General features: G+C 43.5%; 16 protein-coding genes and 3 pseudogenes. 12 read left to right on the forward strand and 7 right to left on the reverse strand.

Annotated features, from left to right (window positions below):
- Positions 1-348: 348 nt before the first annotated feature.
- The 9 genes from fecI (at position 349) to AAC155_RS18000 (ending at position 13,092) form a co-directional block, all read left to right on the forward strand.
- Entirely contained in the window at positions 349-870 is a 522-nt protein-coding gene (gene fecI / locus AAC155_RS17960) for a ferric citrate uptake sigma factor FecI (RefSeq protein WP_113043604.1), read from the forward strand.
- Between the two features lies 1 nt (position 871).
- A complete protein-coding gene (gene fecR, locus AAC155_RS17965; protein WP_113043605.1) occupies positions 872-1,837 on the forward strand; it encodes a ferric citrate uptake sigma factor regulator FecR in 966 nt (321 codons plus the stop codon).
- Between the two features lie 84 nt (positions 1,838-1,921).
- Positions 1,922-4,282: a TonB-dependent Fe(3+) dicitrate receptor FecA gene (gene fecA / locus AAC155_RS17970; protein ID WP_113043606.1), complete on the forward strand. Its 2,361-nt coding sequence runs from the start codon at positions 1,922-1,924 to the stop codon at positions 4,280-4,282.
- 59 nt (positions 4,283-4,341) lie between these two features.
- Positions 4,342-5,250: a Fe(3+) dicitrate ABC transporter substrate-binding protein FecB gene (locus AAC155_RS17975; RefSeq protein WP_113043607.1), complete on the forward strand. Its 909-nt coding sequence runs from the start codon at positions 4,342-4,344 to the stop codon at positions 5,248-5,250.
- A complete protein-coding gene (gene fecC / locus AAC155_RS17980; RefSeq protein ID WP_113043608.1) occupies positions 5,247-6,245 on the forward strand; it encodes an iron-dicitrate ABC transporter permease FecC in 999 nt (332 codons plus the stop codon). The genes AAC155_RS17975 and fecC overlap by 4 nt, the downstream gene beginning before the upstream one ends.
- Positions 6,242-7,198: a Fe(3+) dicitrate ABC transporter permease subunit FecD gene (gene fecD, locus AAC155_RS17985; RefSeq protein ID WP_113043609.1), complete on the forward strand. Its 957-nt coding sequence runs from the start codon at positions 6,242-6,244 to the stop codon at positions 7,196-7,198. Before fecC ends, fecD begins: the two co-directional genes overlap by 4 nt.
- On the forward strand, positions 7,199-7,966 hold the full coding sequence (gene fecE, locus AAC155_RS17990; protein ID WP_113043610.1) for a Fe(3+) dicitrate ABC transporter ATP-binding protein FecE: 768 nt from the start codon (positions 7,199-7,201) through the stop codon (positions 7,964-7,966).
- Positions 7,967-8,494: 528 nt separating this feature from the next.
- On the forward strand, positions 8,495-11,806 hold the full coding sequence (locus AAC155_RS17995; protein ID WP_113043611.1) for a DEAD/DEAH box helicase: 3,312 nt from the start codon (positions 8,495-8,497) through the stop codon (positions 11,804-11,806).
- 401 nt (positions 11,807-12,207) lie between these two features.
- A complete protein-coding gene (locus AAC155_RS18000; RefSeq protein ID WP_113043620.1) occupies positions 12,208-13,092 on the forward strand; it encodes an IS982 family transposase in 885 nt (294 codons plus the stop codon).
- Positions 13,093-13,117: 25 nt separating this feature from the next.
- Here AAC155_RS18000 and AAC155_RS18005 read toward each other — a convergent pair whose 3' ends face one another.
- Entirely contained in the window at positions 13,118-14,647 is a 1,530-nt protein-coding gene (locus tag AAC155_RS18005; RefSeq protein WP_113043612.1) for a hypothetical protein, read from the reverse strand.
- A 134-nt stretch (positions 14,648-14,781) separates the two neighbouring features.
- Positions 14,782-15,644: pseudogene (locus AAC155_RS18015) on the reverse strand (tyrosine-type recombinase/integrase); the annotation flags it as partial.
- A 482-nt stretch (positions 15,645-16,126) separates the two neighbouring features.
- Between AAC155_RS18015 and AAC155_RS18020 the strand changes: the two are divergent.
- Positions 16,127-19,117, forward strand: coding sequence for a DEAD/DEAH box helicase (locus tag AAC155_RS18020; RefSeq protein WP_113043613.1), 2,991 nt, complete (start codon positions 16,127-16,129; stop codon positions 19,115-19,117).
- A 156-nt stretch (positions 19,118-19,273) separates the two neighbouring features.
- Here AAC155_RS18020 and AAC155_RS18025 read toward each other — a convergent pair whose 3' ends face one another.
- Complete coding sequence (locus AAC155_RS18025) at positions 19,274-20,683, reverse strand: hypothetical protein (protein ID WP_113043614.1); 1,410 nt, start codon at positions 20,681-20,683, stop codon at positions 19,274-19,276.
- A gap of 250 nt (positions 20,684-20,933) precedes the next feature.
- On the opposite strand from AAC155_RS18025, the gene AAC155_RS18030 reads away from it, so the two are divergent.
- Positions 20,934-21,119 (forward strand): hypothetical protein, encoded by a 186-nt coding sequence (locus AAC155_RS18030; RefSeq protein WP_058588530.1) that lies wholly within the window; start codon positions 20,934-20,936, stop codon positions 21,117-21,119.
- Here AAC155_RS18030 and AAC155_RS18035 read toward each other — a convergent pair.
- Positions 21,083-21,262 (reverse strand): annotated as a pseudogene (locus tag AAC155_RS18035) (phage polarity suppression protein); the annotation flags it as partial. The gene AAC155_RS18030 and the pseudogene AAC155_RS18035 sit on opposite strands and share 37 nt — an antisense overlap.
- Between AAC155_RS18035 and AAC155_RS18040 the strand changes: the two are divergent.
- Positions 21,250-21,552: pseudogene (locus tag AAC155_RS18040) on the forward strand (integrase core domain-containing protein); the annotation flags it as partial. The pseudogenes AAC155_RS18035 and AAC155_RS18040 sit on opposite strands and share 13 nt — an antisense overlap.
- A 33-nt stretch (positions 21,553-21,585) precedes the next feature.
- Here AAC155_RS18040 and tnpB read toward each other — a convergent pair.
- The 3 genes from tnpB to AAC155_RS18055 all read right to left on the reverse strand — a co-directional run bounded on the left by tnpB (position 21,586) and on the right by AAC155_RS18055 (position 22,315).
- A complete protein-coding gene (gene tnpB / locus AAC155_RS18045; protein ID WP_082302860.1) occupies positions 21,586-21,738 on the reverse strand; it encodes an IS66 family insertion sequence element accessory protein TnpB in 153 nt (50 codons plus the stop codon).
- Between the two features lie 66 nt (positions 21,739-21,804).
- Positions 21,805-22,062: an IS66 family insertion sequence element accessory protein TnpA gene (tnpA, locus tag AAC155_RS18050; protein WP_229015570.1), complete on the reverse strand. Its 258-nt coding sequence runs from the start codon at positions 22,060-22,062 to the stop codon at positions 21,805-21,807.
- Between the two features lie 46 nt (positions 22,063-22,108).
- Entirely contained in the window at positions 22,109-22,315 is a 207-nt protein-coding gene (locus AAC155_RS18055; protein WP_229015569.1) for an Arm DNA-binding domain-containing protein, read from the reverse strand.
- Positions 22,316-22,447: the final 132 nt, after the last annotated feature.

The raw sequence follows: 22,447 nt of genomic DNA on the forward strand, positions 1-22,447 counted from the left end.
TGTTGGCGGTTAGGTTGCCGATATGATGAATTTCATTTGCAATTAATTTGAGCCGAAAAAACGGATAAATGCGAGTCCGCTGGATTTTAAACGCGGGCTGTTACACATAGTACACTTGCCTCTTTTTCCAGATTCTAAAACCACACTGATAGACAAAAATGGCTTTTCTTAATACCTGTTTTATCACGTTTAGGATAAGGCGTATTTACTTGAATGAGTGATAAGTCTCCCGACTACACCGACTCGAATCATATCAATATGAAATAAAAAACCTTAGTAATGATTGTAATGATAACCATTCTCACATTAAGATGATGCCGTGATTATTGACTTTTGATGTTATAGGTTATGTCTGACCACATTGTTGTTTCCGCTGAGCTAACACTTGAATCGCTTTACGGCGAGCATCATGGCTGGCTGAAAAACTGGCTCACTCGCAAACTGCAATCGTCCTTTGACGCCGACGACGTAGCGCAGGATACCTTCCTGCGTGTGATGGCCGGCGACTCGCTGCAAGCCATTCGCGACCAAAAATCTTTCCTCTGCACGATCGCCAAAAGAGTGATGATCGATCTGTTTCGCCGCAACGCGCTGGAAAACGCCTATCTGGAACTGCTGGCGCAACGGCCCGAGGCATTTATGCCCTCGCCTGAGATCCGTCAGTGTCAACTTGAAACACTCCAGCAAATCGACCAGATGATCGATGGCCTGAGCAGCAAAATGCGCCAAGCATTTTTATTGTCTCAGCTTGAAAATTTGACCTATAGCGACATTGCTTCACGCCTCAATGTGTCCGTCAGTTCCGTGAAAAAATATATGGCCAAAGCCACCGAGCACTGCCTGCTGTTTCGTCTGGAGCATGGACTCTGATATGGACACCATGTTAACCCATTCTCGCCGCCAGGCATTAAAATCAGCATCACACTGGTATGCGATACTGAATAGCGATCAGGTAAGCCCGCTGCAAACTGAAAAATGGCAGCGCTGGTACGAACAGCATCAGGATCATCAGTGGGCATGGCAGCAAGTGGAAAATCTGCGCAACCAGATGCTTGTAGTGCCAGGTAATGTGGCAAGCCACGCACTTCAGGAAACTTACCTGTCACGACGCAAGGTGATGAAAGGCATACTGTTACTACTAGGAGCTGGCGGTGGCTGGCAACTGTGGTGTTCGGAGGTGGGAGAAGGCCTGCGGGCCGATTACCATACTACTAAAGGGGATATTCAGCATCATCGACTGAGCGATGGCACACTGCTTACACTTAATACCGACAGTGCCGTAGATGTCCATTTTACTCCTCAACAACGTCTGATACATCTCTGGTACGGCGAAATTGCCATCACTACCGGGCATGATACCGAAGCAAAGCTGTTGCGTGTACAAACCCGTCATGCACAACTGACTGCGCTAGGCACCAAATTTACGGTTCGTCAGGAAGCCAACGCCACACTACTCAGCGTGCAGCAACATGCCGTAGAGGTGATACTGACCGGTGCCGACCGTAAATGTATTGTGCGTCAGGGAGAAAGTCTAAGATTCAGCTCCACCGATTTTGGTGAACTGACCGCGGCAACCGCCGAAGACAACGCATGGACGCAGGGTGTACTAAGTTTCAGCGATAAACCACTGAATGAAGTGATAGCAACCCTCTCCCGCTATCGAAGCGGTATATTACGCTGCGACCCAGCCGTCGCCTCGCTACGGTTAAGCGGCACTTTCCCGATGAAAAACACCGATACGATATTAACCGTCATAGAGAAAACACTTCCCGTTAAGATTCAATACATTACCCGTTTCTGGGTGAATGTTCTGCCCGCAGAAAAATCATTAACGTAAAAAATAATCATTTTCAATTGTCCTTTTTGTTTCCTCGTTCGACTTCATAAATGAATACAGCAACAAAATGATTACGGAGACGTTATGATGCCTTTACGTGCACAGCCACTGCGCGCGCTTCACAAAGCAACACCGCTGGTAATGGCGATTCGTTTGAGCCTGTTACCGGTGGCTTGCCTAACCTCAGGGATAACGTATGCTGCGGTAGAGCCAACTAGCGCACACTATGACATTAATGCGGGCGAACTGGATAAAGTCCTTAATCAGTACTCCACCCACGCCGGTATTACCCTTTCAGTAGATGCCAGCTTAACCCGCGGCAAACAGAGTAGCGGTCTACACGGCAATTACTCCATCACCGATGGACTGAACACCTTGCTGGTCGGCACTGATTTGCAGGTGAAAACATTGGGCAATAACACGTTCACACTCGAACCTGCCCCTGTTGCGCAGAAAGACGTGCTGACCGTAGTAGGCGACTGGCTAGGGAGTGCCCGTGAAGCTGACGTGTTTGAACATGCAGGCGCACGTGATGTCATCCGCCGAGAAGATTTTGCTAAAACAGGCGCAACCACAATGCGTGAAGTGCTGAACCGCATTCCCGGCGTCAACGCACCGGAAAACAACGGTACCGGCAGCCACGACCTGGCGATGAACTTTGGCATTCGTGGCCTGAACCCACGTCTCGCCAGCCGCTCTACGGTTCTGATGGACGGCGTTCCGGTACCCTACGCGCCTTATGGACAGCCACAGCTATCATTAGCGCCAGTATCTCTCGGCAATATGGACGCAATAGACGTGGTACGCGGCGGCGGCGCTGTACGCTACGGGCCACAAAGCGTAGGTGGTGTGGTGAATTTCGTGACCCGCGCTATCCCGCAGGATTTTGGTATTGATGCCAGTGTGGAAGGACAACTTAGCCCCACATCCTCACAAAATAATCCAAAAGAGACCAATAATCTGATGATTGGCGGTACGGCAGATAATGGTTTCGGCACAGCGCTTCTCTACTCCGGCACACGCGGCAGCGACTGGCGCGAGCACAGCGCCACGCACATTGACGACGTGATGCTCAAAAGCCGCTATGCACCCAATGAAGTGCATACCTTCAACAGCCTACTGCAATATTACGATGGCAGTGCGGATATGCCCGGTGGCCTTTCACGCGCCGATTACGATGCCAATCGCTGGCAATCCACTCGCCCATATGACCGCTTCTGGGGCCGCCGTCAGCTCGCAAGTCTCAGCTATCAGTATCAACCCGACCAGCAGCACAAATTCAATATTCAGGGCTTATACACTCATACCTTGCGCAGCGGTTATCTTGAGCAGGGCAAGCGCATTACCCTTTCCCCGCGAGAATATTGGGTGCGCAGCATCGAACCACACTATAGCCAGCTCTTCAATTTAGGTCCTTCAGCCCACGAAGTAGGGATTGGCTACCGTTATGTGAATGAATCCAGTCACGAAATGCGTTACTACACCGCCACCAGCAGCGGCGAATTACCCAGCACATCAAGCCCTTATGACCGTAATACTCGCTCCGGCACCGAGGCTCATGCTTGGTATATTGACGACCGCATTGATATCGGCAACTGGACCATCACGCCTGGAATACGATTCGAACATATCAAATCCTTCCAAAACAACAATGTGAAAGGCACCCGCCAAGAAGTAAGTTACGATGCGCCGCTGCCTGCACTCAATGTTCTTTATCATATTACTGATAGCTGGAATCTTTACGCCAATACGGAAGGCTCATTCGGTACCGTACAGTACAGCCAAATTGGCAAGGCTGTGAAAAGCGGCAATGTAGAACCTGAAAAGGCGCGAACTTGGGAAGTTGGAACTCGCTACGATGACGGCGCATTGGCAGCGGAAATGGGGCTGTTCCTGATTAACTTCAACAATCAGTACGACTCCAACCAGACTAATGATACCGTTACGGCACGTGGGAAAACCCGACACACAGGACTGGAAACTCAGGCACGTTACGATCTTTCCGAACTTACGCCCAAGCTGAATAACGTTTCGGTTTACGCCAGTTACACGTATGTCAACGCAGAAATTCGTGAAGAAGGTGACAGCTACGGGAATCAAGTGCCGTTCTCACCGAAACATAAAGGTGCATTTGGCATAGATTACAAACCGGGTAGCTGGACTTTCAACCTCAACAGCGCATCCCAATCCAGCCAGTTTGCTGATAACGCTAATACCGTGCAGGAAAGCGCCAATGGAAGCACCGGCCGTATTCCGGGCTTTATGCTGTGGGATACGCGCGTGGCGTATGACTTCGGTCCACAAATGGCTAATCTGAGTCTGGCCTTTGGGGTGAAAAACATCTTTGACCACGAGTATTACACCCGTTCCTATGATGATAATAACAAAGGTCTCTACGCCGGGCAGCCACGTACGTTCTATATGCTGGGTTCGCTAAAATTCTGATGTTACACTCATCCGCTCGCCGGGCTATTGCCCGGCTTTGCTATTTCTGGAGCTAAGTTATGCTTGCACCGATTCACGTAATGTTTATCGTTTTGCTCTTCTTCACCAGCCTGCCCCATGCCATTGCGGTCACGGTACAGGATGAGCAGGGCAGTTTTACCCTCAATACCGTTCCCCAGCGCGTCGTTGTGCTGGAATTATCGTTTGTTGATGCATTGGCCGCCATCAATATCAGCCCGGTAGGTATTGCCGATGATAATGATCCGCAGCGCATCCTCACGGATGTTCGCCAGCGTATTAAACCCTGGCAATCAACGGGCACTCGCGCTCAGCCAAGCCTTGAAGCCATCAGCGCGTTAAAACCTGATCTCATCATTGCAGACAGCCAACGCCACGCGGGGATTTATCGGGCGCTCAAAGGCATCGCGCCCGTCCTACTGCTAAAGTCCCGCAACGAAACCTACGAAGAAAACCTGCAATCTGCCGCGATCATCGGCAAAATCATGGGGAAAGAGAGTGAGATGCAACAACGGCTGGCAGAACACCGTGAACGCATGAAAGGCTATGCCAGTCAGTTGCCACAAGGCGTCAGTGTGGTTTTTGGCACCTCGCGCGAACAGCAATTTAACCTGCACTCCAGCGATACTTATACCGGCAGCGTCTTAACGGCATTAGGGCTGAAAGTTCCGGCGCCAGTTAATCATGCAGCAATGGCTTCTCTCAACTTAGAGCAGTTACTGGCACTCAATCCTGACTGGCTTATCGTCGCCCACTATCGCCAAGAAAGCATCGTGAAGCGCTGGCAGCAAGATACGCTGTGGCAGATGATGACAGCACAGCACAAGCATCAGATAACAGCGGTAGATAGCAATACTTGGGCTCGTATGCGCGGGATATTTGCCGCTGAACGCATTGGCAGTGATGCGGTAAAAATCTTCCATCATCAACCCGTTAATGAAACACCATGAGACGCCATCACCATGCGGTCTGGCGCTGGGGATTGCCGCTGGTTGCCCTGTTTAGTGCGTTCTGGCTAAGCCTGTTTTGCTACTCCGCTATTCCCATTCCCGCCATTAGCGCACTTAAGGCGCTGGTGCCAGGTCATACACCGACATTGCCTGAAGCGCTGGTTATCAATCTGCGGCTACCACGCAGTCTGGTTGCTATTCTGCTTGGCGCAGCTCTGGCATTGTCCGGCGCACTACTCCAGACGCTCACTCATAATCCGCTGGCCTCACCCTCCTTACTGGGCATTAACAGTGGAGCAGCACTGGCTATGGCGCTGACCAGCGCTTTCAGCCCGGCACCGCTGGCCGGATATTCCATTTCTTTGGTGGCAGCTTGCGGCGGTGCCATTAGCTGGATGATGGTGATGGCCGCAAGTGGTAGCTGGCAGCAAAAATACGATCGCAACCAACTAATTCTGGCGGGCATTGCCTTATCTGCCTTATGTATGGCACTAACACGTATTACGCTACTGCTTGCCGAAGATCATGCTTACGGCATTTTCTATTGGCTGGCGGGTGGAGTCTCCCATGTCCGCTGGCCTGAATTCTGGCAGCTATTCCCTTTCGTGGTGGTCACTGTACCTGTAGTTTTGTTGCTGGTGAAATCACTTAATCTGCTCAACGCTGGCGATGTCAGTGCCCATACGCTTGGCGTGAACCTGACGCGACTGCGCATCTTCGTCAGTCTGGCAGTACTGATTCTGGTAGGGGCCTGCGTCAGTGTAGCGGGACCAATCGTGTTTATTGGTCTGCTAATGCCCCATCTGGCGCGGTTCTGGGTTGGCTACGATCTGCGCCGCACACTGCCAATGTGCATGTTGCTGGGAGCGGTATTTATGCTACTTGCGGATTTACTGGCCCGTTCACTGGCCTGGCCAGGAGAACTCCCGGCAGGTGCGGTACTGGCGCTGATTGGTGCCCCTTGCTTTGTCTGGCTAGCAAGGAAGCGAACATGAATCGTCAGGTTATCTTACTTTTAGTCGTGTTGCTGGCAGTTACGCTGGTGCTAGCGCTACGCATGGGCACGCAACCACTTCCCTGGGACGCTTTAATAAGCGGCTGGCAACCCGGTGACAAACACCACTTTGTGCTAACGCAGTACCGTCTACCACGTATTTTACTCGCCATCACTGTAGGCGCTGCACTGGCGCTCTCCGGCGTCTTGGTCCAAGGGATTGTTCGTAATCCACTGGCCTCCCCCGATGTACTGGGGGTAAATCATGCAGCAAGCCTGGCGTCGGTAAGTGCGCTGATACTTTTCCCTTCTCTGTCGGTGCAGTGGCTTCCGCTACTCGCTTTTTGCGGTGGAATAGCCGCGCTAATCCTGCTGCGGGCGATTGCCGGTCCCTCTTCGCCACTGCGCCTTGCACTGGTTGGCGTGGCACTTTCAGCTACCTGGACAAGCATCACCGATTACCTCATGCTCTCACGCCCACAAGATATCAACAATGCGCTTTTGTGGCTGACGGGCAGTCTGTGGGGACGCGACTGGCAGTTTGTGGCTATAGCCCTGCCGGTATTGATGATACTGATACCGCTCAGCCTACGCTTTTGTCGCGATTTAGATTTGCTGGCACTCGGTGATGACAGCGCCAGCACACTGGGCGTCTCGCTCCTACACGTACAATCCTGGGGATTAATGCTGGCAGTCGCGCTCGCCGCAACAGGCGTCGCCGTTTGCGGTCCGATTGGCTTTATCAGCCTCGTGGTACCCCATCTCGTTCGCAGACTTGTGGGAGGACGACATCGCTGGCTTATACCAGCATCCATGCTTATGGGTGCACAGGTTCTGCTGCTAGCCGATTTGCTGGCAAGGACCATAGCTCCACCAATGGAATTGCCTGCTGGCGTACTGACCGCCATCATTGGCGCTCCTTATTTCTTCTGGCTTTTAGTGAGGACACGTTAAATGGAACTGGCTACGGAAAAGTTATCTGCGGGCTACGGGGAGAAACGCATTCTGAATGACCTGTCGCTCACCCTCCCGACCGGGAAAATCACGGCGTTGCTCGGCCCTAACGGCTGCGGGAAATCAACATTACTGAAATGCTTTTCGCGGCTATTAACACCATTATCTGGAAAGATAACAATAGATAGTGAACCTTTAGCGCACTTTTCCTCACGCAAGCTCGCCAGACATCTGGCGCTTTTACCGCAACACCCTCTCACACCAAAAGGGATCGCCGTCCATGAACTGGTTGCATACGGACGTAGCCCTTGGCTGACATTTTGGGGGCGTTTAGCACCTCATGATCATCATCTTATACAACAAGCAATGGAAAAAACGCAGATTAGCCATCTTGCCGATAAACGCGTTGCCGACCTTTCAGGCGGGCAGCGCCAGCGTGCTTTTCTGGCGATGGTTTTGGCCCAAGATACGCCGTTGGTGCTACTCGACGAACCTACTACGTATCTTGACATCAACCATCAGGTGGAATTGATGAAGCTGCTGCGTGAGCTGAACAACGAAGGAAAAACGGTCGTGACCGTACTTCATGACCTCAATCAGGCTAGCCGGTACTGTGACCATCTGGTACTACTTTCTCAAGGGCAGGTTGTCGCCCAAGGCTCACCCGAGGAAGTTATGACACCGAAATTATTACAGCAGGTATTCAGCATTGAAGCGGAAATTCACCCCGAACCCGTTTCAGGTAAACCAATGTGTGTAGTGTGTTAAGCAGGAATCTAATGTAACGTGTTGGTTCTCTTTTCCAGTGCGGCTTAATATGTTCGGCTTTTTGTTAAAGGTTGTTTCGGGATTAATTGTTTATACCTTCCAACCCAAAAAGCCGAGCTTGAATTTATGTGATGCTTATAATTGCTGTTCTTAGGTAAAGTTAACGTTATTTAGGCTTTGCGGTCTCGATTTGACGAACATTAGGCTTCATTTTGGGGCTCATTTTTATCGAAGTGAAGATGCTCTCGCATCCGCAACATCAGGGAATAATTTTGTTAAATCATCCATTTAATTTGCTGTTCTCCTCTGGCTATTTCTTCATCACAGCAAATATACGACACTTAACCTATCTTGTAGCTAGCATTCCCGAATAGTGCTTCGTGATAAGGAAGATGAATAAAGTATGGGGGGCTTTGTTACCAGACTGTGACGTATGTCATAACGCTTAAGCCAAACGCCTACAAAACCCATATTGATTGCTGTACTCTTATCATTCAAGGCATTTATTAGATAATTCAAAGAGCTATGATGGCCGCAATTTCCCTTTCGAATGATATTCTCCGTACCTGGCAACGTATAGAGTTCTTCCAACCTTATACACTTGAAAAAAAAGATAAAAGCTTACTAATTCCGCTTAAAACACTCTATCAGCTGGGAGATAAGGCACTACCCTGGCTTTCGTCAGAACTCCGTCAACAACATGATATTCCCGATCAAAAAGTCTTATACAACTTGTACGTCGGTTTGTTTGATAAAGCTATCGCTAACGCGATCAGCCAAGCGGTGTTTGGTCCAGATGAAGGGTATTATGCAGAAGAATTTGAGCAACGGCTGGATAAAGAAGGAACAACCTGCTTTGCCAAAATTCCATTAGGCACGGAAGGAAACCCTGCTCTGGATAAATTTTCAGTGAGTTCTCTTCCTTGGGCTTTAGGGCACCTGCGTGATGAACGTTTTGAACAGCTTAATACGAAGGTATTTTCAGCCAGTTGCGAGCATCTTAAAAATACCCTCGGCAACTTTAGCGTCTCTCTGAAGCCAATACGAGAAAATGGCCCCGGTATTTTAAAAGCAAATGATATTTTAACACTGTTGACGACACATCTGGTGAGTTGGGCAGATTTTGAACCCCAATGGCAATATGCTTTACAAATAGACTGGATGGAGGGAAATGGCGACTGTACAGAAGCATCACAAGAAAATAGCGATGAAATTGAAGAAGAAGTCAGCGCTAATGATAAAACCTTTGCACTTCCTATTTTAAATAGTTTTTTCTTTGAGGACATTGAATACGCTATTACGGCCCTAAAACGAGGAGATAGATGCAAAGCTCTCAGAGCATATCTTTCTCATCATAGTGTCCCCAGGAATCCAGACCTTTATTCACAAGACGGGCTTGCCTCCATCATCAGTAAACTCCATCCAGCGAAGATGCCTCATGGACGCTGGCCTTCCGATCCCAAACATGCCATGTCGCTAATGCAGCAATTTGCTATTAATACGGCGATAGAAGAGCTCGCTGATGGTGGGCTGCTTTCCGTCAACGGCCCTCCGGGAACTGGAAAAACAACGCTTCTGCGCGATCTAATAGCACATAACATTGTTGAACGAGCGAAGATACTTACGCGTTATCAAAAAGTTGATGACACGCTGGACAATTCCGGTTTTATTGTGAATGCACTCACTGGTTTCGAAATGGTCATTGCGTCATCCAACAACGCCGCAGCAGAAAACATATCAAAAGAATTGCCGCAAAAGAAATCATTGGCTGAAGAATTCCAATCGCTTGACTATTTAGCACCAACCGCAAACCAGATAGCTGCCGAGAACCGCCCGAAGCGCGAACATAAAAAAAGTAAAAATAGTCAGGGAAAAGTTAGAACCTATCACCTCTATCGTCCATTGAAGGAAGAGAAACAATGCTGGGGGATCATTTCCGCTGCTTTGGGCAACAAACCAAACCGGACTAAATTTTCTGATCGCTTATTTTTTGATGAACATTTTTTACGCGACACCCCAACTGAAGCCTCTCGTCCCGCTGAAGAGAACTTTCTCAGTCTTTGGCGCTGGAGGCACTATCACAACCCCATCTCTTTCGCCACCGCTAAAAAACGTTTCCTCGTATGTCTGGAAAAGACAAAAAAACTTCAACAGCAACTAGAAATGTTTGTGCATCTGATAGAAAAACAGCATAACGATTCATTCGACACGTTATCACTGAAGTTGAAGCAAATAGAAGGACTGTACGAAACACAGCTTAACAGGCTGGAACAGGTGAAAACAGAGCAAGATGTATTAGGAAAACAGCTCCAACATGCGGAACAGCAACAAAAAATTATCGAAAGTGATGCACCAGGATGGCTAATGCGTCTGATGAATCGCAAGCGAGTGCATGTGTATAAAGAAACGTTGCAGTGTGCACAACACGAAGTATTAAGACTGATGAGATTGCAAGCCGAACAAGCCCAGCGTGTTGCGGAACAACGCAAGTCAGTTAATGACATAATTGAAAAAAAGCGAACCTTACAACAGAATATCGAAAAAATTATCCAACAGCGGGTGAATGACCATCGTTCTCTACAAACTTTGAAGCAGCAGTTTTCCGATATCACATTGCCAGATATCAACCAACCTATCACTGATGCAACATTACAACGAACGGCCCTTTGGCAGAACGCACAGATAAATCGTCAACGTTCCGCATTATTTATCACAGCGATGGAACTTCATCAGGCTTGGCTTTATGAAGCACTAGGAGTACCTCGTTTTAGAGACTTCATAATATTTAATCTCGCGGCTTTTTTAGCACAACCTCATTCCAAAATCACGCCTATACGCTGGTGGCAAACGCTGTTTATGTTTGTGCCCGTATTATCCACAACTTTCGCATCTATAGGGCGCATGTTCCACGGAGTGGAAAGCGAAGAACTTGGCTGGTTAATGATCGATGAAGCCGGCCAAGCACCTCCACAACAAGCTGTCGGGGGACTCTGGCGTGCAAAACGGGTACTGGTTGTTGGAGACCCTTTGCAGATTGAACCGGTATTTACGACCCCTCCGCCGTTGGTTGAACGTCTTTGCCTAGATGCTCTGAATGAAAAGGCTAAAGACTGGAATCCGGGATTACTTTCAGTGCAACAGGTTGCTGATCGCGTCAATCATTGGGGATGTGAATTAGAAGTCATGAACAACCTGATCTGGCTAGGTATTCCATTGTGGGTACACCGTCGTTGTATTGAACCAATGTTCAGTTTGGCTAATAAGATGGCCTACAATGGCCGCATGATTCATGGGCTTGATGCTGACAAGATTCGCTGCCAACCTATGAACAACATTCTGGAAAACCATTGGCTGGCATCGGTTGGAGGGACAGGTGAAAAACAATATCGTGACAGCCACGGTAAAGATTTGCTCAAGTTATTGGACCAACTGCTTGTTGCAAATGTTTCTCTTCATTCGATTTATGTTATTACACCGTTCAAAGCAGTTAAGTCAGCACTGTGTGAATTATTAGGAAAGCGTGATCTGGCTACCTGGCGGCAATCTATGCCATTGATGACACGAAAAGAACTCAACGTATGGCAAAAAAATTGTATTGGTACAGTGCATACTTTTCAGGGCAAAGAAAACGATATTGTCATTTTTGTCCTAGGCTGCGACGAAAATAATGATGGCGGCGCAAAATGGGCTGCCAGCAAGCCTAATCTGTTAAACGTTGCGCTCACCCGAGCAAAAAAACACATTTTCATAATTGGCGATCCAGCGGTATGGCATGGTTTGCCTTGGTTTCGTGATGTAGCCAAGGAGTTGCCAGTGGGAACATATCATCATTTACAATAACTCCAAGGTGGAATGATCAAAAAACGAATAACGAAATGAGTAAACAGATTATTGACAAAATGCTGATTTTTTATCCGGCACTTTGTTTTAATTAAGTTGCGTTTACCAAACGGAGCTTGCCACCATGTTAAGAATACCCCCTAAAGTTCTTCTAAAGTAACCATAGCCTGAGGATCTCCACGATTTTGTTTTCTTTAGCAAAATTTGATCGTACCTCAGGCGCTTTAGTTCCCTGCTTAAGCGAAGTTCAGGTTAATTAAATATGATTAACCATAGGATATCCCATTGTTCTATTGAGATATCCTATATAACCCGAATTCTGGATAAGAAATTGACGAGAAGCCTGTTCCAGGAGCAAAGTTTTGGTGCACACCAAAAACAGCTCCGAGGGGGAACAGGCTATGGACAACTTAGTTGAAATTTTCTGTGATGTCGATGATTTTTGCCGTTTTTTCATCCCTCAATGGGAACAATTTTGTCTCGATAGCGGGCATCGTTTACGCCGCCGACAAGGTCACATGTCTCCCAGTGAAATCATGACCATTTTGATCCTTTTTCATATGTCGCATTACCGTGATTTTAAACATTTTTATCTAGAACATATTTGGAAATATCACCATAAGGATTTTCCAACCTTGCTTAGCTATCCTCGTTTTGTCAGTGTGGCTCCTTCCGTTTTGGTGCCATTATGCAGCTATCTGACTCAATTAAAAGGGAAACCCACAGGCATTGCTTTTATTGATTCCACCCGTTTGAGTGTCTGCCATAACATTCGCATCCCTCGACATAAGGTCTTCGCAGGGATAGCCAGGCGCGGAAAAAATTCAATGGGCTGGTTTTACGGTTTCAAATTACACCTGGTTGTCAATCATCAGGGTGAAATTCTCGCGCTTAAAGTGACTGCGGGTAATGTGGATGATCGGGAACCTGTTCGCGAATTAACAACAGAATTAACGGGTTCTCTGTACGGCGATAAAGGTTATCTCAGTCAGGAATTGGCTGACGACTTAGCTAAAGCGGGGCTCACTTTCATCACCCAAAAGCGCCGAAATATGAAAGCTCACCTGCAAGCTGAGTGGGATAAGATAATGTTGTCAAAGCGTTTTATCATTGAAACGATTAATGGGCAATTAAAAACTATTTCTCAAATAGAGCATTCCCGCCACCGAAGTATAAAAGGTTTTCTGTTGTGCGTTTTAGGTGGATTGATTGCTTACTGCCTTAAATTGAAGAAGCCATCACTGAAAGTTTTCTACTCAGAAGAAGATTTCTCAATGACGGCTTAAGCAGAATTCGGGTTATATAAGGAAATCACAGTCTATCAAATTCGTCATAAACATAATCTTGAGAGTATTCCCTCAAGACTTTCTTATCAAAAGAAACATAAAAATAAGTATCATTTAAGGATTTCACTCTTTTTATTTCCTCACTCCTTATAATGCCAATGCTATCTCTCCAAACAGCCAAAAGAGTTTCCTTCCCGAGTATCTTTTCTTTCTTTATCCATATATCAGACAAATATTCATGGGCATTAAGAAATGAATCATCTTTAAATTGAATCAGCATATCCTTGCTTGGCTTAAGCATCAATGTTGTAAGCCAAATACCATTATCATTTTTCTGAAAAAAATCAACCATAGTAGCCAATCGTTGATAATCAATTGGTTTTATTTTAATGACCGCATTAACAAGCTTTTCATTCCCAAATAATTTATCAGAATGTTCAATTGCCGATAAGCTATTTTCAAGATTAAAATAAAGCTTCTTACCTTTATCTTGGATTTCATCAAATGAAATCTTCAACCCATTTTCTATTTGCGCCGAAAGATACTCTGCTAAACGCTGAGTGAAGCTATCATTACGAGCCAACCAGTTATTCAGCTTATAAAACACTATAGACTCATAACCAACAGTAAAAAAAGCACTATTTCTATTCGTTTTTAAATATACTATCAATTCGTTGATTTTGGAGTTTGCATCTGCAAAATCAATTTGCATCAAATATTTTGCCAATGTGACTTTATTCAGATCGGATTCAAACTTATCAATATTTTCCATTGCAAACTCCTTAGCCCTTTTCTCATCAAAATGCCTAACATTATCAAAAGCTGCCATCAGCATACTTTCACTATATGAGATATTCGGGTTATCAAGAATTGACAGAGACCAACGTAACAGCGAACGATTCCAACTTAATTTATCAAAAACCACACCTCTTTTTGTTTCACTAAAATTTGGATTACCAACAATATCAGAAATATTTTGCGTGTTAATATCATCTCTAATAAATTTCCGCCCTAAAAAACTCTTACTTGCAATAATAATATTTAAAGCATCAATAAAATCAGAATCTGATGTCTTAGGTTCAAGAACAATTGCCATTAATCTTTCCGTTTCAGAACCTGTAAGCCTAATGGAGAACGGAGTGTTATTTCCTTCACGGGATAAACGAATACTATAGGAATCCAACAATGCCCTAGTCCTTATTTCCTCTAACACCTTTCTTCCCCCACTATTATCATTATCAAACCTTAACCAATTATTGACTTTATCAGTATAATATACTGTCAGATTGTCAATTATACTTTTTACACCAAAAAAACTTGCTGCAAAAATAAAAAAACCTGTTACAAAGAATACAACTACTAACCATTTTTTCGTATGTTCAAGAACCCCCATTGTTTTATTAATAGCTGACTCTGTAATTTCTGACTTAGCTAAATCAATGCGGTCAACCACTAACTGCTGTAAACGCAAGTTCTCTTCTTTTATTTTATCAAGCTCTGCTTTATAACGTAAAAATTCTCGCTCTATTAGAAGCTTATTTATTTCGTTTTCCATACAAACTCCATTTTAATTGAATCTTTAATTTGCAATTATAACTGTTACGGAGGTAGATTTAAATTTAAGGGCTGTACTAAATAACCGCGCCAAATAGTAAATCAGTTGAGGGAACTCAACCAGTTTGTAGTGATGTGATGATCACCCGGAAAAATTAACTCATTATCTCCAGATAATTTTTTAATCTGTTTTAGTAATTCAAGAGCTTGATGGGATAAAGGTACAAAATATATCGTTCGCATCTTTGAACCTCGATGAGAATGTTTAACACCATCAATAGGCTCTCTTTCTGCTGGAATTGTCCACAGTGCTTTATCCAGATCAACTTCTCTCCAGCGCGCAAAGCCGAGTTCACTGGAACGAATAAACATATATAGAGTCAGTCGGACAGCTAAAATAGTTAAGTGACGTCCCTTATGGTGTTCAAGACGAGTAAGAAAATCGGATAATCTTTAAGAGGAAGAGCAGAACGATGAGTTGATTTACGTGTCGCCAACGCACCTTTGAGACCTTGAGCAGGATTGCGAGCCATCAGGCCATTCTGTACCGTATAGCGCATAATAGCAGTAATCCTTTGTGTTGTCTGGAAGCGAGTTCCAATCGCAGAGAAAACATTACGTCGGAGATCCCCTAATACTCGTTCTGAATGCGTTGTTGACCAACGCTTATTACTACTGTGCCAATCTCTAGCCACTTTTTCAAAAGTTAAGGTTTCGGCAATCGCTTCTTGTTTTTCTACTTCTCTTTTTTTACTGGGATTGATGCCATTGCGGATCATTATCTTAATACTATCGCGTTGCTCTCTAGCTTTCCCCAGTGTTACTTGAGGATATGCACCTAAAGCAATCCGGCTTTCTTTACCCGTAAACCGATATTTCAGATACCAGCGTTTTGAGCCACTGGGTTTAATGAGCAGATACAAACCTTGTACATCAGTAAATTTGTATTCTTTTTCACGGGGCTTTGCCGCACGAGCTTCCATGTCTGTTAAAGGCATAATTTGGGGGTCAACTCATTATCGAAAAGAACTGACCCCCAATTTGACCCCCAAATATCATGGATGTCAACGGATACGAATGGACAATTATAGACTTAAAAACTAAATAATTTTTTTTCAGGTAGTTATGGAAGTTTATGGACGTCTTTGGAAGATCAAATGGTGAAACACAGACGTTCATAAACTCTCCACTCAAGTCTACTCTATTGATGCCAGTTCGGTGCAAATCTAAGACCGATCTAAAGATGTTGAGCAACATCAATATTCTCACTATCTTAGCGACACACCTATGTTATACGTAAAAAGCCATCTCCAGTTTCTGCAGATACCCACTCATCATCGCAGGATTGTTGAAGCTCACTTTGACATGTTCTAATTCTATATTTTTTAGAGCCACTTAATAGAAAAAAAACCATTGTAGTGGTAACGTCACTGATCGTAATTTAACCAAATTCGAGTTGAACTAAAATGGAAATAATGTAATGGGACTGTTAATAGAAAACAAAGTGAAAGACAGTACAGTGACATGGCTACCTCTCGATACTGAGCATCACTCCCCCGAATCAATCCATGCATCTTGGTGTAACTCAAATTTTCTTTTTAAAGAAGAAAATTTAACAGCTGGTATCAATGGTCTTAGACCTCCACAAATTGGAGGCATCCATGCAGCATTAGGTTACGAACGTTCTGACGATATGTCAGCAGCAACTATAGTGATGCCAACAGGAACAGGTAAAACAGAAACCATTTTATCTATAGTTGTAGCTGGTCATTTCAAGAAAACTCTAGTGATTGTTCCCTCTGATGCGCTGCGAGAACAAACTAAAAATAAGTTTATACAGTTGGGCCTACTCAGACAACTTGGTTTAATAAAAGAAGATATTTTTAATCCTATTGTTGCTACAATCAAGCACGGTGTTGACAACATCAATGACTTAAAAGAAATACTAACGTCAAATGTTATTGTCGCATCAGTAGCAGCACTATCCAAGTTCAAACATGAGTTCTTTGTTAAATTGACTGAAACTTGCTCTCACCTCATAGTCGATGAGGCGCATCATATCACGGCTAAGACTTGGGCAAGTGTTAAATCTCAATTTAAAAACAAGTCTATTTTTCAATTTACAGCAACTCCGTTCAGAAATGATGGTTCTAGAGTTGAAGGAAAGATTATATTTAATTATCCTCTAAAAAAAGCGCAAGATGACGGTTACTTCAAACCCATTAAATTTCATCCTGTCAGAGAATTTATCGAAGAAAAATCTGATAAAGCGATCGCTGAAAAAGCGATAAAATTACTAAGGGATGACTTGAGAGCTGGCTTAGACCATATAGTAATGGCAAGAGCGAGCACAATAAAGAGAGCTAAGGATATATTTGAAATTTATGCTAAAGAAATGGATTTAAAACCTGTCTTGATAAACAGTAAGACAAAGAAAAAATCTGACGTTTTAAAAGCCATAAAAAATAGAGAGCATAAGATTATAGTATGCGTCGACATGCTGGGAGAAGGCTTTGATCTTCCGCAGCTAAAAATATCAGCTATTCATGATCCGCATAAAAGTATAAATATTATGCTCCAATTTACAGGGCGTTTCACCCGAACAGCTAAAAATGTAGGTGATGCTAAATTTGTCGCAAATATAGCAAATCCCAATGTTAACGAAAGTCTTGAAGAATTATATAAAGAAGATTCAGACTGGAATAGTGTAATAAGCGATATAAGCTATCGGAAAATTAAAGATGAAAAAGAATATCAAGAATTTCGATCAGGATTTCCCAAAGAAAGCAACCTTCTTGATTTAGGATTAACTCCAAGCATTAGTACAACAGTGTACAAAATGCTCTTGGCAACTTGGAAGCCCGACCGCTTTCTGCAGTTTGCAAATAAACAATTTCAAGTAATGGATTCAGTTCTGAACAACGAGAGAAATATTTTAATTTTCTCTGTCAAATCCTTCTTACCAGTAGGATGGGCCAGTTCTAAAGAGTTATTTGATGAGTCATGGGATCTATACATTGCTTACTATAACCAGCAATCCGGCCTGCTATTCATACATTCCTCCGCAAAAGATGGGCTAGTTAAAAGGCTAGTTAAGTTAGTTGCAGACAATGCATTACAAGTCAAAGGAGAGCATGTTTTTAGATCTTTGGCAGGACTTAAACGGTTAAAACTACAAAATGTAGGCTTAAATAAAAACAAAAAAGGTCTTCGTTATTCAATGCACACAGGAACCGAAATTAATGACCAGATACCTGATATAGAAGCAAATAGAGCCACTAAATCCAATATATTTGGGAAGGGATACGAGAATGGGGAATTAGTCAGCATCGGTTGCTCATATAAGGGAAAAGTATGGGCAATGGATAGCGATTCATTAGATAAATGGATTACTTGGTGTGACAATATTGGTTCGAAAATACTAGATGACTCTATCGATACAAATAAAGTCATGAAAACGGCAATGCAAACAGAAGAATTGTTAGAATACCCAGACATAGCACCTCTTTCTGTTGAATGGCCGGTAGAACTACTTAGAAAAAATGAAGCAAAAGTTACTGTTAAATCAAAAGACTGGGAAGAAAATTTGATTAACTGTGAACTAATTCCGGCGGAACATCAAAAATCAGACAAAAAATTATTAAATCTTTTTTTAAAAACTCAATATGGTCTCAGTCCTATAACTGCAAAAATAACTTCTCTAGGAGAGGTTACTTTCACTTTGCAAGATAGCCTTGACATTACATTTGGAGAGCAGACTTTTCAATTATCTGAATTTTTCAATGAATACCCTCCAACAATTTTCATGTGTGACACATCAATTATTGATGGTGGATTCAGATATTATCCTAATGAAGAATATGTATACAAATATGATATTAATAATACTGAAGTCTGGGATTGGGATGGAGTTGATATCTCTGTTGAATCTCAGACTCATTCAAAAATAACTCATTCAATCCAATACCATACAATTCAGAAAATAAAAGAATCTTATGATTTTATTTTTGACGATGATGGTGCTGGTGAAGTTGCGGATATTGTAGCCATAAAAAACATTGATAATAGAAAACTAGTTATAGATCTATTTCATTGCAAATATTGCTCAAAACAAAATGGGGTGGCTACTCCAGGTGGTAGAGTTGACGATGTTTATCAAGTCGCTGGTCAAGCTGAAAAAAGCATTAAATGGTTTGCAGATAAAGAGGGGCTAATTTTACGTTTAATAGAAAGAGAGCGCACAAGACTTAATCAGGGAAAAACATCCCGAATAGACAAAGGTAAATTTGAAGACTTAATTTACCTAGCCAAAATTGCCAGATATTCAGATTTTAAGTTAGGTGTTGCTATCGTTCAGCCCGCAATATCAAAATCTCTAATTTCTAATGCGCAATTAACTATTCTGGGTGCCACGGCAGCCTACATTGATGAGGTAACTGGCGTTAAGTTGAGGGTCATAATCAACAAATAACAAAATTATAAACATGGTATTTAAGTCAATCATAATTTATGCTCATGCACGATACTATGATCCATTATTAATTAATGTTTTGTTGGGGTGAGTTAATTATGAATTCATACAAATAAGAGCAAATACGGTGGTGACAAGCGACCACCGTTTACATATTCAATTAAGATCTTTAAATTTATCACGCAGCGCATTGAAATGCTGCTCACCAATATTCAAATACTCTTCGAGAATGCTATCAATGGTTGCGTTATTTATAATAAAGATGTACCTCCCTTCTTTTTTAGCCAACTCCTTTAACTTATCTTTTTGTAACCCTTTAGTTGCTTCGCAGCAGACCAGCAAGCACACTGATGTCCCAATATCACCCATTTCGCAAACGAGACTTTCTAGATATTCACCATTAATACTAACACTTGACATTACAATATTTACTAGAATTTTATCTGATAAAATTTCAAAAACAGAAAAATCAAAAAAGAATCCTGCACGCGATTCATTCATCATTGTAAAACTATAATCATGGATATCATTTCTGATCAAGCATGGATAGAAAAGAGATGGATAAAATATAGTCAGAAGCAATTTTTTTATGCTTTCAACATATAAATGGTAGTCACTGTTACTTATTGCAGCCTTGAGATTTTCTACATCAGAAGCTAGTGGCCCCGTAACAGAATCTTTTGAATCGTCGAAACGTTTATGTGGAAGTGGAGAGGGTAGTGAAAGTAAAAGCTCTTCTTTATATTGCTTTATCGTGTCAGGATATTTTACTATCTGCTCCTCAATAAACTCCTTCGACTGTCCAAATTCTTCAATAATCCTTTTAGCTGTTACCGCTGGTTTTCCTCTTAAAAGAGTTACAAGCGCAGAGCCAGCCTTAAGATGCTCAGTTTTGATTTCTGGAATAATATACTTTCGATAAAATGACGAATGTGAATAAGCTATCCTCTCTCTCGCCAATACCTTTGGTATAAGTATAACCTCTTCACCATTGTGTACAGGGAGTTTGAATGTTTTTTTACACCAACGCTCATTAATAGGATCCCACAAACGGACACCGGAAACTTCAGACATTCCCACATTATAAAATTCACAAATTTTTTGTGTATATTCTATAAATGGTAGTTTCAGCATATTACAAACAGAGTCTGAGATCCTGTCAGATGCAATTCCCTTTATAGTTAATGCTGTATCCTCAAGATCTTGAAGCAAGCCTGACTGAGCAGCCTTACTCTGTTTCAAAGACTCTAGAATTAGCTGAGCCGTTTTTTCACCTAAAGCTTTCCCTGAGGATTTCTTTGCAGAATAACCAAGATGAAAAGAATTGGACTCCCTTAAAGATGATAATAAAACCCCTGCTCTTTTAAGATCTCCATTTTTTATACTTGCCATAACATCTGAAAAATAATCTTGAACTAATCTTTCAAGGCTATTTCCCCAGTTAGTTTTTAACGCTCGAATAGATGTGGGATCTATAAAAAATTGCAAATCAGTATCTAAGGGGATATCGATAAAATCTAAACTTACTTGCTGGCATTCCATTTTAAACGCTTCAGAAAACTTCATGTAGCTCTCCTTACTTAAACGCACTTACAATGAAAATTCTCCCATTTGTATTACATAGACAGAAAGCTCACAAGTTGAGCAGTTTAAAGTTGTCTGAAAAATCACAAAAAGTACAATTTACTTTTTATGTATCAAATAAATAGATTGATTCAGAAAAACTTTTTTGAATCGCCTTTAATAACTATTTTTTACAACCGTCTGTGCGCAATGCTTTCCCCGTCACACCAGCCTGCTTCATGAGGCGATTTTAATGCAGGTGCATGAACAGCCCCAGACCGCACCAATGCTGGCACTGGCGGGGGATGCAGGGACAGAAAAACGCATGCAAAACCATGCACCTGATGGATACATGGTTTTTTTCATTAAAAATAGCAGGATTTTCGGGGATTTATTTGCGCACTACTGTGCAGCCAGTTCTGCACGTCGGCGGGTGTAAATCAGGCTCTGTGCAGGGGTAAATTTTTCACGACTGTCATCCCGCGAAGCCGCGTCAGATCTGAATTCGATGGCTGTTAAAAGGTCGCTGTCCTGTGCGGAATAATTAATTTTTTCTCCGGCGACCAACCAGACCGAAAGTGATGTCTCACAGTGATCAAGGCAGTCACTATACCAGCAAAGTATTCAGACGGTTATTGTGGCGTTATGGCATCAAACAAAGCCTGAGCCACCGAGGCAATTGCTGGGATAATAGCCCAATGGAGCGCTTTTTCAGGAGTTTAAAAAGTGAATAGGTTCTTGAAGAAGGATATTCAGATTTTAGAGAAGCCTTTCGCTCAATCACAAATTATACAACGGGTTATTATAGCCAGCCTCATCCCCATCGGTACAACAATGGGTTGATACCCAACGAATCAGAACGATTATTTTAGGAAAACTCTAAGTTAGTGACCAATTTTTATTGATCACAACATATCGCGCTGACGATTGCAGAAAATAAACCCGGCTTCACTGAGCGGCTCCAGACCGAGTGCGTCAACCATACCCGCCAGCCCGTCGATGGATTTTCGCATGTCAGCATGACCAGACACCAGATAAATCGCGCCGACCGGGATCATTGCAGCGCCTCAATCCAGTGCCGGATCTGCCCAGTGGATAAGCCTGCCGGCAACTCAGCCCAGAGCTCATTGAGCAGCAGAACGTGACGGTGTGTCCGGTGGCACAACCGGATGAAGACGTTGGGGCTCGCGTTGTTGCCGGAGTTTTTTTGCCCAATAGTAAAACGTGGCCAGATTAATCTCACGGTGCTGACAAAATGCTGTGACCGTCAGCCCGCTCTGTTTCTGAACCTCGATAACGGCTGCCCAGTGTTGTTGTCTGGAAGCGAGTTCCAATCGACCAACGCTTATTACTACTATGCCAATCTCTAGCCACTTTTTCAAACGTTAAGGTTTCGGCAATCGCCTCTTGTTTTTCTACTTCTCTTTTTTACTGTGACTGATGATTGCGGATAATTATCTTAATACTATCGCGTTGCTCTCTAGCTTTCCCTAGTGTTACTTGAGGATATTCCCCTAAAGTAATCCGGTTTTCTTTACCCGCAAACCGATATTTCAGATACCAGCGTTTTGAGCCACTGGGTTTAATGAGCAGATACAAACCTTGTACATCAGTAAAGTTTGTATTCTTTTTCACAGGGCTTTGCCACACGAGCTTCCATGTCTGTTAAAGGCATAATTTGGGGGTCAACTCATTATCGAAAAGAACTGCCCCCCAAATATCATGGATGTCAACGGATACAAATGGACAATTATAGACTCAGAAACG

Origin of the sequence: Photorhabdus sp. HUG-39 (assembly GCF_963878365.1) — a bacterium.
GTDB classification, from domain to species: Bacteria; Pseudomonadota; Gammaproteobacteria; order Enterobacterales; family Enterobacteriaceae; genus Photorhabdus; species Photorhabdus kayaii.